The following is a 14,827-nucleotide window of genomic DNA, read 5'->3' as shown; positions in this document are numbered from 1 at the left end:
GCTTACATTCTCATTATGACCATCAAACGCACTGAAAATTCCTTAATTTGTTTAAATTAAAGGGATTGAAGGCTGTGGAAGTAGTAAATTCAAGTACAACGTTTTTGCCTTGGATGTTGTATTCGACAACGGTAGTGTTTCCTGTCTGGCGAATGATTTTCCCTTTTTCAATCAGGCGGAATATTGACCACGGTCCGGTTGAACTGATACCCGCACTATTGATTTGAGGGGAGGAAATATCTATTTTTGCCAAGGCGTTTTCTTCTTTTGAAGGCCAAGTAAAGGTTGCAGGATTAACTGGACCGTGACTGTATACATAGCTTTTCCCTGCATAAGAAACATTCACGCTTTCCAAGCTGGAGTCAAGAATCAAGACTTTGACTGTAAAGTCAAAAGTAGGTGTTTCCGAGCCTTTGTCAAAATATCCTTGTCGGATTGCCGCTATGTCGTTCAGCCTGGAAAAACGGTCTTTAAATGCGCTGTTTTTAGCAGTCAAGGTTTCCAGTTTTTCTGAACGTGCCAATACGGCGGCTTCACCTGATAAATTGGTAAACTTGCTGTACATACCGTTTGGACCAAATATGTTGGTGAAGCTTTCTAAGGCAACATTGTTTTCAGAACCTCTGTCAAAAGGGTAACCCTGTTCGTGTATTTCTTGGCAACTGTTTGTTACGGTTGCCAACTGTTTTTCCAAGGTGGACATGAGCTTTTCATCAACAATTTTGTCGGTGTTTTTCAAAATAATCTCAGAAAAGCTGTCCAACATCGGACGGAAGGGCATAGGAAGACGGTTTACTTCAGCTTTGTATTTCACAAACGGATCATCAGGAGGCAAATCTACCCCTTTTTCGACTGCGACATTAACGGCAACCAAATAAACGTACAAATCATTAATGGCTTCAGTAACGCTGTTAATTGCCGGAGGTTGATCATTTGTGGTTTCAGTTAAACTATGGAAATCCGCAAAAGCATCATCAACAGGAGTGGCCAGTTTTAAAGCAGACAATTCATTTTTTACATTAGCCTCTCCTTCAGCATCTAGGAGCTTTGACAGTCCTGCTCTATTTAACCAGTCGGCAATTTTACTGTCTGCTTTATCCGTTATCTTTTTATCAATGGTAAGCGTCGTATTGTCGCTGATACCTTTGATAATATTGACTAAAGGAGAATTTTTCTCTGATAAAAGCTTGGCAATCTGAATACTTTCTCGAGATGACTTGGGCGTAACCAATGACAAATCAGACAAATAGTTATTCCATGCCTTGATGTAATTGCCGAAATAAAGCTTTTGAGCATCTGAAAGAACAGAAGCTTTGCTTTGGCTTTGTGATGCATAACTACCCAATACCCAGTTGTCTTCATTAAAAAACTGTTCTGTCGACTTGACCATAGTAGGTAAGACTTTGGTAATGTAAGCCTCTTTGGTATAAATGAAGTTAATCGGTTCTTTTAAAGCTCCGCCGGTTTTGCGACGAAACAATAAGTGGCTTTGTACGCCGCCCATGCTTGAAAAAGAAACAGGTGTGATTCCTTCTTTGCCTGAGAGAGCAACTGTGTTGATGGTATCTTCCAGTACCATAGTGGCAATATCTCTTTGTGCAATTTCCTGCCTGCGGCGTTCTACCAATTCTTCATCATAGGGTACGCTGGGAGTAATGCTTTGTTTGGAAAGTATTTGGTTTAAAGCTTTCTCAAGAGATTTTTTCTGTTGCTCGCTCATGCCTGAAGATTCTGCTTTAGACAAATTAGTCATCAGCCAGTTTTGCATAAAAGCGGAATCAAAATGCTCTTTGTCGTACATCATCAGATAAGCTTTTAAAGCATTGTAACCATTGATGCCGTCTGAGCCGCTGGTTGTACGCAGAAGCTCATCTAATTTGAAACTGATTAACGGCATCACATTGTCTTGAAGGATTCTGCGGTAAGCGGATTCACCAACGTCTTCCATTTGCCCGCCTTGATAAAGGCCCATACGATAGCTGAGGGGAGGAGAAGACAGATCAGGAATCTCTCTGCTGCGGGTCGTATCTTTGACATGTTCTGCAAATGTTACTGCTTTAAGAAGGTCGGGGGCTTCTGTGTATTTTTTCGCCTCTTGGCCCAGTTTGGTTGCTTTATCGCCAACCTGCTCAAGATATGAGCGATTATTCGAATAACTGTTCAGCATCATGGCTAAGCAGGCAGCGACTATGGTCACAATAGCTCCAATGCCTAACCAATAGAGCATTTGTTTTTTGACAAACCAAGATTTATTTTCTCCTGCCAGGTTTGCTTCACTAAGGATGACGTCAGAGAACAGTCTGTGCAGGAAAAAGCTTCGCTCGTTGTTTTGAGTTTTGGTTCGATCCGAATCCAAGTATTTTTTCGATAATTGGAAATCGTTTTGCAAGCCATCCAAGATGGGATTGAAATGTTGTCCCGTTTGGGTACCGCTTGAGAAATAAACACCTCTCCACGAGATAGGTTGCTCAAATTTTGAAGATTTAGATAATTCTTTAAATAGAGAAAGTACCGCCTGATTAAGACGTTCAAATTCTTCAGGGAAAGCAAAAGCCGCTGCTTTATCTTCAGAAGATTCCAATTGATGGATGGTGCCCAACATAGAAGAGCGCAATTTATCAACAACTTCCGATAAAGCATTGGAAGCAGTGGCAATTGGAGTTTCCATTCCTTCGGTATCAGAAAGAGAAATACCCAAATATTGGTTTCTTTGTTCTTCCGTCAGATGATCGAAGAATTTGTCAAAACCATGCAGCAAATCCAGTTTGGTTATCATAAGATAAACAGGGAAATGTATACCTAATTTGGTATGCATTTCGTGGATTCTTTTGCGAAGTTCTGCAGAAATTTCGGTAATATTGGTTTTACCGCCTAAAAGGTCGTCCACTCCTACGGTAACTACTACACCGTTGATAGGTTGTTTGGGACGGTAGCGCTTCAGTAGGGATACAAATTCTTCCCAGTCGCTGGAGTCCTTATTGCTGTGGTTGTCATGTAAAGACAATCTGCCTGCAGTATCGAGAAGTACGATTTCATCGGATAAAAACCAATCGCAATCGCGCGTCCCTGCCAAGCCGCTTACAGATGTTCCTAAAGTGCTTTCTAGAGGGAAGTTGAGACCAGAGCGTTTTAATGCTGTTGTTTTACCAGAACCGGCAGCACCTAAAACAACGTACCACGGCATTTGATAAAGATATTGCCCCTCTTCCAATCTTGCCAATAAACTATTTTTAGATCTGGAAAATTTTGCGTTTTTCAGTACTTTATCCATTTCGGCAAACTGACGGCTCATTGAGCTGACATCGCTTGCATTTTTTAAAATGGGTTCTTGTGCTGCACGAATTTCCTTCAGTAAGGCAGCGTTTCGACGTGATTCACGATATTGGCGAAATATGGCTTTAGCCAACCAAATGCCGATAATGGCTGCACACACGGCAAGGCGAATAGTCTTGTTTGCTAAAGGACGGATTTCACCTATGGAAATCAGTGGGCCGATAAACCATACCAATATAATCAGACCGGCGATACCTAGCATTACCCATAAAGAACGGGAGCCTAGAAAATAAAGAATTTTTTTCATATTTGTTTTTCCGTATCAATCCAATTTCAGATTATTGATGTGTACTTACATCACTGCTTGGCTGAGTAGTGGAAGTATTGGTTTTTACTTCTACTTCACTACCCAGTTTGGGGCCGGTTCCAGTTGTGAATAGGGTAATTTCAACCCTTCGGTTTTTGGCTCTATTTTCCAAAGTATCATTTGGAGCAACAGGATCGGTCGAACCACGTCCCTCTGAACGAATACGAGCTCCGCCATTTTTGATGTAATTCAATAAAATTTCTTTTACTGCATCTGCACGAGCTTGAGAGAGATGCCAGTTAGATGGGAAGTTCAAGCTCTGAATGGGCTGATTGTCAGTATATCCGGTCACTACGATTTGCCCTTCTACACTATCCAAAGCTTGGCTGACTCTTGCCAAAACAGGGTAATATTGGTCTTGAATTTGTGCAGAACCAGACTCAAAGAGACCGTCACCCAAAATAGTGACTGTACTTCTATCTTGAAAGTCTTCTACAGAGACTAGCTTTCTAGCAATTTCATTTTCCAATAAAGGACGTAGTCGGACAGTACTTTGTGTTTCTTGCTGTTTAGCCGTAACAGAAGGGAGTTTGAGATTGTTAACTTTTGTACTGGCAACATCAAAGTCATCACCTAAAGACCATTGCATTGCAAAATAGCCCACCCCCAAGACGACTGCCCCTAAAACACCTACAACCCATAAAGGAATAGAAAGCCTTTGTTTTCGCTGGATAGTATTTGTGATTATTGGATTGTGTTTGAAAAGATCGGCAGTTTGATCCGGTCGTTTACTATGAATTAAGGCGAGCAAATCTCTTTTGATTTTGTCGATTTCGAGTTCGCCGCTATTTAACACTTGATATTTGCCTTTGTAGCCAAACTGCAAACACAAGTACATAAACTCTAATAAATCAATATTCTTATCCGGATCCTGTTTCAAATTTTGAATAATCTCAAAAAAACGTTCCCCGCCCCATGTTTCGTCATAAAAAGATACCAACAGACTGTTTTTTGACCAGGTTTCATCTGCCCAGCCTGCACGAACAGCCAATTCATCTACGAATGTACATAGACAGTATTTTGCAGCTTGGATAGCGTCGTATCTTGCTCCATTTTTTTCAGCATTTTCTTCAAAATTATTGATTAAGAGAGAAAATTTGTTGATCAAACTGTCCGTAGACAATTGACTGGTAGTCTGCTGCATCGCATTGACTAAGATAAAAACCGGTTTGGCCGCCTCAATCAACGGGTTATAAATATTTGCGGTGCTGTGAGCAGCATTATTCTGGTTATCCATAATGAAATTCCAAATTGAACCAAATTAACTTAAAGACTTGATTGCCCAAAATTCAACATCTAAATTCGGAAAATTACCGGCTAAATGGAAGGCCATGCCTGATGAAGTATCAAACATGTCCCACAGCTCGTGCTTTTTGTCCAATTCAAAATAGACATAACCGCTATGGTATGGCAATTCTCGGGGTGCTACAGACAAAGCATGAACCCTGATTCCAGGCAGATGGTAAGCAACCAATTCTTTTACTTTCTCCACAGTACCTATTTTTACTACGCTCGGAATTTTTTGGCGCAATGCTTCGTTCGGCATATCGGCTTTGATAGCAAGGACAAATGAGGCTTTATCCAATAGGCTTTGATCTGGTGTTTGAGCAACGCGAGTGGCTTCATCACGCATATCCAGCGGAATCCTAATCGCACGTTGTTCAAGAACGATGGATAATGATTTACGCAGATTGAAAAATAATTTGCCAAAGCATGAGGCTAGGTCATTATGCTCATAGACAGGGATATCGCCTACTTTGCGAGAAGGCAGGAAGGTCATTAAATCAGCACATAGTTTGGATAAATTAATGAATAATTGTTCAGGGTGCGTTTGTCGTGCCCCTTCATTTTCATGATGCAAATATGCCAAATAACGATTAATGGTTTGAAGCATCATGAAATCCATAACTTCAACAGAGCCGCCAGTATTAGGATCGTTCACTGCATTGGCCAGACTATTGCTTTTTTGCATCAATAAACCATAAATTTCTGAAATATAAGCTTTCAGGTGTGGTTGTTTTTGGCTTCCGAGGCAAGGCGGGATATATGATTCATCTAAAATAATTTCAAAGTCTGCAGAGCTGGATCGGATAAGCGCAATGGGCAGGGCAGTTTGTCCACTGGTTAAGTCATTTTCTAAAACCAACATCGGATTAAGATCTGCCAGTGTTACTTGGCGACCATCTAATTCAGTATTTGTAGTGTCTGCTAGAGTTTTATTAAAGGCTTTGTAGCGACATGAGTCTGAAGAGTCCTGATCTGGGAAATAAATTTCATTATTTACAGAAGAAGGCAGGGTAACGGCAAGGCAGATTTTGGTGTCTTTAATATTTGCAGGGACTTTTAAACTCAAATTTTCAAGCTGTTTTTGAGAGAATAAAAATACAGAACCATCAGGAAAAACACCTTCTGCTTCATTAATACCGATTACCCCCCGTTTGAGGCCGTCTGAATTTAATACCAGCGAAGAGAATCCCCAAAAATGACCCTCTTGAGAAACGGCTAATTGGCGTAGACCGGATTCAAGGTAACGTTCAAATTGTTGGAAATGTTGAGGGGTAATAAAGATACCCTCCGACCAAACTACTTTTGCTTCTATTGCCATGCCTTTTATCCTTAATCTTTTAGTTATTATTTTTCTTCACGGAAAACGCCTTTGCTAAGGTCATTGCCGTATTTACGAGTTTTTCCATTTTCTTTAATTTTTTTATCGTCAGGGTGCCGTTCTTTATATTCTTTCAACAAGTCCTTCATTTCTGACTTTGATAACTGGGTTAATTTATTTTTGCCGACATTTACATAGAAATAATGTTTGCCAAACTGATACCATTTTTTCTTCTGCTTCAATAATACCAATTGCCATTGACTGTTATCCAAATCTCGATAACTTGCGACTACACCTAGATATTTCAGGTGGGAATCCATTTTGATCGGCAATATGGTAACTGTATCAGGATGCAGCATGAATTGGTTTTGCTGGATTAACTTCTCACCTAAATTTTCTTTGGCGTTGTTGGTAAGTTCAAAATAGTTTGATTTTTTGAACTCACCGTCAGAAGACAACTGATATAAATCCAATCTGATGGGAGAAGGTTGGCCAACTATATTAGGATTCGCATCAGGGGAAACTATGATTTGTACATCAATTTTTTCTCCGCTCTCATCAGATTCTTTAGGCGGTTTATGGTCGGAAGCACATGAGCTTACCATTAAAGATATCATTAAGAATGATATATATTTTATTAGTTGTGTATGCATCTTAATTGCCTTCAAGTTCATCAGTATTGATTACGTCTGACAACAAATACTTCAATCAGTCATGCAATATATGACTACTGGAGAAATAAATAGGTTCGTTATAATTAATTAGAAAGACTAAATTTTTTTAATATTTTCTAAAATTATAAAGTATTTTTCTTGCGAGGTTTATATTTATATTGATAAGTAAAGTCATGGTTACTTGCATCAATATTTACACTTAAAACTTGTTTGCCTTGAGTTGCACAAGTAAGCAGTTCACGACTGATTTGCGGTAAAACTGTATTGGTCAGAATCGCATCAATCATGCGGCCACCTGACTCAACTTCTGTGCAGCGCGAAGTAATCAGCTTGAGCACTTCTGGCGTGTAGTGAAGGTCGATACCGTGGTTATCTTTAATTCGGTCTACGATACGACCTAATTGCAATTCCACAATTTTTGAGAGCATATCGTCAGATAACGGATAGTAGGGAATCACTTGCATGCGGCCTAGTAGCGCTGCAGGGAAAGTTTTCAGCATAGGAGCACGCAAGGCTTTGTTTAAACCTTCCGGAGTAGGCAGCATTTCAGGGTCATCACACATATCCATAATCAAATCCGTACCTACATTAGTAGTCAGGATAATGATGGTATTTTTGAAATCGATATAACGGCCTTCACCATCTTCCATCCAGCCTTTGTCGAATACTTGGAAAAAGATTTCATGCACATCCGGATGTGCTTTCTCCACTTCATCAAGCAAGATGACGCTATAAGGTTTACGTCGCACGGCTTCGGTCAGTACACCGCCTTCACCATAACCGACATAGCCCGGAGGCGCGCCTTTCAGGGTGGATACGGTATGAGCTTCCTGATATTCGCTCATATTGATGGTAATTACGTTTTGTTCACCGCCGTACAATGTATCGGCTAGAGCCAATGCTGTTTCGGTTTTACCCACGCCTGAAGGGCCTGCCAACATGAAAACACCGATAGGTTTGTTGGGGTTATCCAGATTCGCGCGTGATGTTTGGATACGACGGGCGATTGCATCCAAGCCGTGACGTTGGCCAATGATGCGTTTGTTTAAAGTATCGGCAAGTTGCAAGACCGCTTCAACTTCGTCTTTCATCATTTTACCGACGGGAATACCTGTCCAGTCAGCTACAACGTCAGCAACGGTACGGCTATCCACTAAAGGCATAACCAGCGGTTGGATACCTTGCAGTTTTTTCAGTTTGTTAACCAACTCTTTTTGGCGGGTATGCAGCTGCTTGGTTTCTTTCTCAGCCGTTCCTTCTTCCGCTTGCATGATTTGTTCACGTACTTCTAACAGCTCAGTAACCAAGTCTGCTTCAGATTTCCATCTGTCTTCTAATTTTTTCAGACGACCTTCGACTTCAGTTAATTCTTTGCCAATATTGGTTATCCGTGTTTCAGAATCGAAACTGAGTTTTTTCTCACGTTCCAAATTTGCTTGTTCAAGTTTTAATGCCTCGGATTTCTTCCGCAAAAATTCAATACTGCCGGGAACAGCATGCTGGCTGACAGCAACACGTGCGCAAGCGGTATCAATCAAACCGACAGCTTTATCAGGAAGTTGGCGTGCAGGTATGTAGCGGTGGGAAAGTTTTACGGCTGCCTGAATTGCTTCATCAAGAATAATCACGTTATGGTGTTTTTCCAAAGAAGCGTTTAATGCTCTAAGCATGTTGATAGCTTTGTTTTCGTCGGGCTCATCCACTTGCACCACTTGGAAACGGCGGGTCAGGGCAGGGTCTTTCTCAAAGTATTTTTTGTACTCTGCCCATGTTGTCGCGCCAATGGTACGGAGTTTGCCTCGGGCGAGCGCAGGTTTGAGCAGGTTGGCTGCATCGCCCGTACCGGCTGCCCCGCCTGCACCAATCAAGGTATGGATTTCGTCGATAAAGAGCACAATTGGGGTCGGACTGGATTCCACTTCGTCCATAACCGCTCTAAGGCGTGATTCAAATTCTCCGCTGACGCTGGCCCCGGCTTTGAGCAAACCGATATCCAGCAGGATTAATTGAACGTCTTTCAATCCGGGGGGAACATCTCCGGCCGCCAAACGCAATGCCAGTGCTTCGACGACGGCTGTCTTACCGACACCGGCCTCACCTGTGAGAATCGGATTGTTTTGACGGCGGCGCATCAGGATGTCAATCATTTGCCTGATTTCGGCATCGCGACCCGTCAAGGGATCTATTTCGCCATTTTTGGCTTTTTCAGTGAGATTGCTGCCGTATTTGGCCAAGGCACTTTCTTTGTGGGTAGCGTTAGGCTCCGAAGATAAGGCATTTTGGGTAACTTCAAGATTTTCTTCAGAGTTTGCAGTAATCGCGATAATATTGTTCGCCAATGTTTCAGGTTTGATTTTGAGGAACTCTGATGAAATATTGGCCAAAATGCTCTGCAACGTCTTATTTTCAAGCATGGTGTAGAAAATATGAGCAGTACGGATTTTGTCGGTACCGAATTTGAGCGAGCTGTATGTCCAAGTTTGTTCGACAAGGGTTTGGATATGTTCGGAAAAATCGATAACGGCAGTAGAACCGGCAGGAAGTTTTTCAACCGCTGTCAATACATCTTTTCGGACTCTGGCTTCGTCTAAATTAAAACTGTTGATCAGGCAGAAGATATCGGTTTTTTCGGTTTGCAGCAGAGAATGAAGCCAGTGAACCAACTCAACGTAGCTGTTTTCACGAAGACGGCAGAAGGTGTAGGCATTTTCCAGAGTTTTATACAAGGTGGTATTCAACTTGCCAAATAATACGCTGCGGCTGATGTTTGACATGATGTGTCCTTAATTAAGTTATTCCAAGTATGTCTAAAAATAGTTTGAAAGAAGCTTTTCTCAACAAAGGGGTCGTCTGAAAAAGCTGTTTAATGGTTGCTGACGATCAAGTCTTCGGCATCACGGGAAACATTCCCCAGCCAAGTTGTTAAGCCGAGTTGTGTTTGTCCGCCTAAGTCCATGAGCGGTACTTCTTTTTGCATTAAAACAGGCTGTATATCCCATTCATATTCATCTGCGGCAAAAAGCCTTACCCACTCCCGTAGGCGGGTGGTATTGATACCGTCTTTGAAGAATGATCGGTAAGCGGGTAGGGTAAGCGGACCGATAATAATGCGGAATTTGCTTTGAACATCGTAAAGCTTGTCGCCCAGCAGCAGGCCATCTCCCAGCGTATAGTTACCCATGATACCGATTTGCGTTTTTTCTTCCGCAACCTCAACCCAATACCCAACATTGGTTTGAATGGTAACGGGGACTTTGAAATAACGGTTGAGTAATTGCTGGAGATTGGCTGCCGAACGGCTTTGCTTCATCAGCAGGCCGGCAAAATAACGCTTGGCAAATTCGTGGATTAAGCCTTTGTTATGTATGGCCGGTGTATCCAGCCCATTAAAGCTGGCGATATATTTCCCAAAACGGTCTTCAGCATTTTTATCTAAAGAAATAATGCTCTGAGCGTTGGCCCATGCCCGATAGAATAAGACAGCCAGACGGTGTTGCAACATATTGGCAAAACCGGTCCATGTCCGGTCGCCGTGTTGGTGTTGACGCTCATAGGCATATTCGGTCAAATGCAGGGGCAGGGGGCCGGATGGGCCAAACAAACCGAATCCATTAATGGAAATTTCCACATAACGCGGCGATAAGGCAACCGATTGGATGTTGCGGGGAGCAAAAATAAGCGATGGCTCTTGGCGAATCCTTATTTTTTCCATTTTCGGGCTGACGGCCTTACCCAATAATTTCCCGCCGGTAACAAATTTGACGGACTCAAGCTGGCGCAAGAGTGAAAAATAATCGTATTTATAGGGCTGAGAGGCAACTTTGTTTAAAAAGCCCGTCAGTTTTTCATCCCATGTATCGTCCAATGCGTCGCCAAAATCTGTTTGAGCGTTAACCGGACTCATACGATTACCCTCTCTCCAACAGCAGTCGGCCAAGTAGCCATATGTCCTTGTTGGAGCGTGTCAATTTGAAGCTGTATGAATGAGTTAATTGACACCAAACGTTGGAAGTAATGGTTCAAAACCGAGCCGAACAGGAAGGGATGGATACCGCCCAATTGCGCTTCATCCAGCGTAACCGTAATTTTGATGCCTCGAACAGGCGCTGCAACTCCGTAATGACGGACCACCTTGTTTACAATGGAAGTCTCAATACGTGTGATCGATTCAATCTGTTTTTTCAGCAAATCATTTTCGGAAGAAACAAATACCATTAAAAGCTCTTTTAAGGTGACGGGTGCATCTTCTTGGTCGATGTTTAACAATGACAGATAGTTTAAACTTAATTGGTTTAAAAACGACCAAAGTGTCCGATCCTCACTCACAGCCGCTTGAGGACGTGTCAATTTAGAAATCAGCTTAATAGAGTTAACCGGCAGGAAACCCTCAATCAGGAAATCGGACTCTCCGTCACGCGGCATCATCAGCGGTAAATCCCTGCTGGTACACCAGGCATCTACGGAAAGATGCTGTATGCCGGAATTGAAAGCGTAATCCCGATTGTCGGCAAGAGACAAAAATACTTCACTGCCCAAGTAGGAAGAACGGAAGCCGTTTTTGACAGAATTTTCCGATGGGACTCTGTCTGCACGCCGTGCTGAAAAATAAGCATGCTGAGTTTGGGCTTCGGGGAAGAGCCCCATATCCGGCGCTTTGTACATCGGTGAAAATGCAACGGTTTGACGGTTGTTGGTGTCAAAACCTTTTACTTGTTCGATGGCGTAGATTTCATAATTTAAAGGTTGTGTACGGTCGATGATGACGTGGTGTTCCTGGTCTTGGATATTTACAGGGAAGCGGGAGCTTTTTTTTCTGAAAAGGTTTACCACAGGCACCGCATTGACGGAAAAATCCTCTACGCCAATCAATTCTGTCAATTCGGGTATTTTGTTGCTGAATAAAAATGAAAGGCTGAAATAACGTTTGCGATAGGTAATGATTTTTTTATTGACGCCCTTATCGTTTACGATTTCTTCCAAATGTTCGGGTACTTTGGGCAAATGTCCGTCATTCTCAGCCTGACGGACAGCCTGTTTGATATTTTTTTGAGCGACAAACAGGAATTTTTCCGGTAGTCGTGCGTATTCCTGCATAATCCGGAATGCGCTGACGGATTTGTCCAAATTAAACGATAAGGCTTCATCTTCCCGAAATCCCCGATGTTCCGGTTTGGAGGACAACGGGTAATACCATTGTTTGGGGTTCTCATAACTGTGGCAAACGACGCCCACGCATTCGGAGGCCAGTAAAAACAGCAGTGCAGATGACTTAGAAAGTTCTGTACCTAAAAACACAGACAATTCATCCGGCAACATTTCCGAACATGCGCCAGGTACGCTGAGTGAGAAGTCCAAACGCAAGGCAGATTGCACTTTTTTCCCGGCAGATGCCTTGAGCGCGGGAAGCGTACTTGGTAAATAGCCGAGCGAATCGGTATATTTGGCTTTTTCTATGCGTAAAGGTAGGATTTCAGTGGTTTTGGTTACGGAAAACGGGCAACTTACTTTGAATTCGTCGATGGGTAATGAGCGCAATACTCTGCCACGTTCCAGTAGATTGATCACGTCGGCGTTGTATTGACCGGTAGGTTCCAAATTGACAATCGCTGCTGCCGGTTTCTGATTGATGAAGTCTGGGTAAACAACTTCCAAGATTCTTTGTACGAAACAGGGATATTCCGCATCCAGCTTGAGTTGGGTGCGGGCAGTGAGAAAGCTTACACCTTCCAATAACCTTTCAACATAAGGGTCGGGGATGTCGGTTGTATCCAGTGCCAATCGGGAGGCGATTTTGGGATATTGCTGTGCAAATTCCCTGCCCATTTCCTTCAGGAAGGTCAGTTCTTTATTGTAGTAAGACAATAACTTGTTGTTCAAGACCTATTTCCCCCATCTAACAAGTCAAACAACCCGGTCTCAACATCCATACTGGTTCGTAGCAGGAACTCTTTGGGATAAGGATTGAGTTTCAGGTAACCTTTGACTTCAATAATAAGTTTGTTGTGTAAAGCATCGTCATCATCGTCTACGGTATTCACGATAACTTGCAGGGTTTTGCTTTCAAGGCGTGGTTCGAAATCGATGATGGCTTGTTTGATGTTTTGTTCTACATCCTGCCATTCTATATCGGAGAAATTCACTCCCGACAGGGGCGGAATGCCGTAATTGAGTGTGGACGAGCGCACGTTAACAGGCAGATCTTTCTCCATGGTCTCCGCTTGCATGTTGCAGGTATTCAGCAGGTAAAGAATATCGCGCAGCACTGCCTGCCGATATTGGTCAAGATTGATGACCTGATCGGGGCGTGCCTCTTTTTTTTTGCGCGGCTCTTCATCTGTCAGTCTGTCAAACAAAGAAGGCAGCAGTTGGTTTCTGAATTGCGACATGATTGATTGCGATAGTCGGAGGATGGATAAGGTTTAACGCTGTTGTCCGAATTTAATATTGCGAATATCCAAGAGACCAAAATCATGGCTGTCGGTATACAGGGTTTTTTGACCCATGCCTGTAAAGAGCTGTTCGGCTACTTCTATCCAGTCTGTTTGTGAGCAGTTCATCAACATATCCGACCATTTGGTTTCTGCATCCGGCAAAACAGCATAGCGGGCAGGACTGGTACATTGGATACATTCGCCGTCGGTAAATTTGATTTCAGACGACCTCCAGATGATGTCGAGCAATGAGCTGGGTGCTTTGAAAGCTATACTTTCAATAGAGTCCCAAGTTTGCCAATAGTAGTGGCCTTGATAGAAGAATTCATAAACAAAAGCAGTACGTACGTCGCCATCCATAATCCAGTTGTTGTCGGTTTCGGCAACCGATTTATCTGCCAGAAGATAAGTGATGTGCGCTGGTGTACCGTCGATACAGTCGGATAAGGCTTCGTAGTCGGCAGTGAGGGCAGAGTTTTTTTTCTCTGCAACATGAGCAACTAAAGAGAGTTGTTTTTGAAGAATATCGAGTTTGCTTGCGTGCTGTTCCAGAGTTTTGGGTTTTTGCTGTGTTTCCAAGACTGCTTGACGACGCATTTCGGCAGAAATGTTTTCAATAAGGTAGAGCATCAGGGGCTTTTGAGTATCGGGAAACAGTTTTTGGTATTGCCCGATTTGCTTTAAAGCCTGTTCCCATTTGGCACTCAGACAGAGGTATTGAATCAATGCCAAACGATGTTCCTGATTGTCAGGATTTGAACGTACAAGCTCAATCATGTCCGTTAATTTAGTCTTCAAATCCATCCCAGCAACTCCTTATTTATTTGTATAAAGTGTGTAATAGTTGAAACCCGATTAACTTTTCAGGAGGACGGAGGTCGTCTGAAAAGTAAATTTATTGTAATAAAGCCTGACTTAAAACGCCTTTTAAGCCAGGCTTCTGCAGTTAAATGCGCATAGTGGTTATGCGGATTTGTTTTCTTTGATGTTGAAGGCCATTTGAACTTCAGCGCCTTTAGAACCTTTATCGGTTTGTTCCCAATATTGGTTTTTCACTTTGGCAGCTTGGAATGAATAACGCATTTTCAGCGCATCGTTGTCTTGTACACCGATGAATTTCACGCCGGTTACCAAGACATCTTCCAAAGTAGTGCGCGAATATTCGATCTGTTCGCCACCGGCTTTGCATACGGAAATTTCTACTTTGCTCAAGTGTTGGCCGGTAGCACAGTTTTTCAGAATGGTCGGAGCGGCTTTATCAATAGCGGCAACTACGGTCAAGTCATTGAAATTGACTTTACCGGCACCACCGCCACCACCGCTGGTCATCGAACCGGGTTGCTCGGCACCCCAGTCAAAACTTTCGATGTTGGTCCAGTCTTTGTGGTTGGAATCTTTTGATTCGCCGTTAACACCTTCAACTTTCATGAACATATCAATAGCCATGTTTTTACTCTCCTTGTTAAAAGGTTAAAAA

General features: G+C 42.7%; 10 protein-coding genes. All 10 read right to left on the bottom strand.

Features of this window, described 5'->3' with window-relative positions:
* Positions 1–22: 22 nt before the first annotated feature.
* The gene (gene tssM / locus MON40_RS08035) at positions 23–3,580 is read right to left on the bottom strand and encodes a type VI secretion system membrane subunit TssM (protein WP_003780331.1); all 3,558 of its coding nucleotides are present in this window, start codon (positions 3,578–3,580) and stop codon (positions 23–25) included.
* A 31-nt stretch (positions 3,581–3,611) separates the two neighbouring features.
* Positions 3,612–4,877: a type VI secretion system protein TssL, long form gene (gene tssL, locus MON40_RS08030; protein ID WP_003780329.1), complete on the bottom strand. Its 1,266-nt coding sequence runs from the start codon at positions 4,875–4,877 to the stop codon at positions 3,612–3,614.
* Positions 4,878–4,901: 24 nt separating this feature from the next.
* The gene (gene tssK, locus MON40_RS08025) at positions 4,902–6,245 is read right to left on the bottom strand and encodes a type VI secretion system baseplate subunit TssK (RefSeq protein ID WP_003761746.1); all 1,344 of its coding nucleotides are present in this window, start codon (positions 6,243–6,245) and stop codon (positions 4,902–4,904) included.
* 26 nt (positions 6,246–6,271) lie between these two features.
* Positions 6,272–6,898 carry a type VI secretion system lipoprotein TssJ gene (tssJ, locus tag MON40_RS08020; RefSeq protein WP_039863309.1) on the bottom strand — a complete coding sequence of 209 codons (627 nt, stop codon included), beginning with the start codon at positions 6,896–6,898 and terminating at the stop codon, positions 6,272–6,274.
* Between the two features lie 143 nt (positions 6,899–7,041).
* Positions 7,042–9,693 carry a type VI secretion system ATPase TssH gene (gene tssH, locus MON40_RS08015; RefSeq protein ID WP_003780325.1) on the bottom strand — a complete coding sequence of 884 codons (2,652 nt, stop codon included), beginning with the start codon at positions 9,691–9,693 and terminating at the stop codon, positions 7,042–7,044.
* 89 nt (positions 9,694–9,782) lie between these two features.
* Complete coding sequence (gene tssG / locus MON40_RS08010; protein ID WP_003780324.1) at positions 9,783–10,823, bottom strand: type VI secretion system baseplate subunit TssG; 1,041 nt, start codon at positions 10,821–10,823, stop codon at positions 9,783–9,785.
* The gene (locus tag MON40_RS08005; protein ID WP_003780323.1) at positions 10,820–12,796 is read right to left on the bottom strand and encodes a type VI secretion system baseplate subunit TssF; all 1,977 of its coding nucleotides are present in this window, start codon (positions 12,794–12,796) and stop codon (positions 10,820–10,822) included. Before MON40_RS08005 ends, tssG begins: the two co-directional genes overlap by 4 nt.
* On the bottom strand, positions 12,793–13,305 hold the full coding sequence (gene tssE / locus MON40_RS08000) for a type VI secretion system baseplate subunit TssE (protein WP_003761733.1): 513 nt from the start codon (positions 13,303–13,305) through the stop codon (positions 12,793–12,795). Before tssE ends, MON40_RS08005 begins: the two co-directional genes overlap by 4 nt.
* Before the next feature lie 33 nt (positions 13,306–13,338).
* The gene (locus tag MON40_RS07995) at positions 13,339–14,154 is read right to left on the bottom strand and encodes a type VI secretion system accessory protein TagJ (protein ID WP_003780320.1); all 816 of its coding nucleotides are present in this window, start codon (positions 14,152–14,154) and stop codon (positions 13,339–13,341) included.
* Between the two features lie 159 nt (positions 14,155–14,313).
* Complete coding sequence (locus tag MON40_RS07990) at positions 14,314–14,796, bottom strand: Hcp family type VI secretion system effector (RefSeq protein ID WP_003761730.1); 483 nt, start codon at positions 14,794–14,796, stop codon at positions 14,314–14,316.
* Positions 14,797–14,827: the final 31 nt, after the last annotated feature.

This window comes from Neisseria macacae ATCC 33926 (assembly GCF_022749495.1).
GTDB lineage: Bacteria > Pseudomonadota > Gammaproteobacteria > Burkholderiales > Neisseriaceae > Neisseria > Neisseria macacae.
This window is presented reverse-complemented; position numbering and strand designations above follow the sequence as displayed.

Coding starts and splice junctions, on each gene's coding strand:
- tssH (WP_003780325.1), bottom strand. CDS start 9,693: ATGTCAAACATCAGCCGCAGCGTATTATTTGGCAAGTTGAATACCACC.
- tssM (WP_003780331.1), bottom strand. CDS start 3,580: ATGAAAAAAATTCTTTATTTTCTAGGCTCCCGTTCTTTATGGGTAATG.
- tssJ (WP_039863309.1), bottom strand. CDS start 6,898: ATGCATACACAACTAATAAAATATATATCATTCTTAATGATATCTTTA.
- tssL (WP_003780329.1), bottom strand. CDS start 4,877: ATGGATAACCAGAATAATGCTGCTCACAGCACCGCAAATATTTATAAC.
- MON40_RS07995 (WP_003780320.1), bottom strand. CDS start 14,154: ATGGATTTGAAGACTAAATTAACGGACATGATTGAGCTTGTACGTTCA.
- tssK (WP_003761746.1), bottom strand. CDS start 6,245: ATGGCAATAGAAGCAAAAGTAGTTTGGTCGGAGGGTATCTTTATTACC.
- tssE (WP_003761733.1), bottom strand. CDS start 13,305: ATGTCGCAATTCAGAAACCAACTGCTGCCTTCTTTGTTTGACAGACTG.
- MON40_RS07990 (WP_003761730.1), bottom strand. CDS start 14,796: ATGGCTATTGATATGTTCATGAAAGTTGAAGGTGTTAACGGCGAATCA.
- tssG (WP_003780324.1), bottom strand. CDS start 10,823: ATGAGTCCGGTTAACGCTCAAACAGATTTTGGCGACGCATTGGACGAT.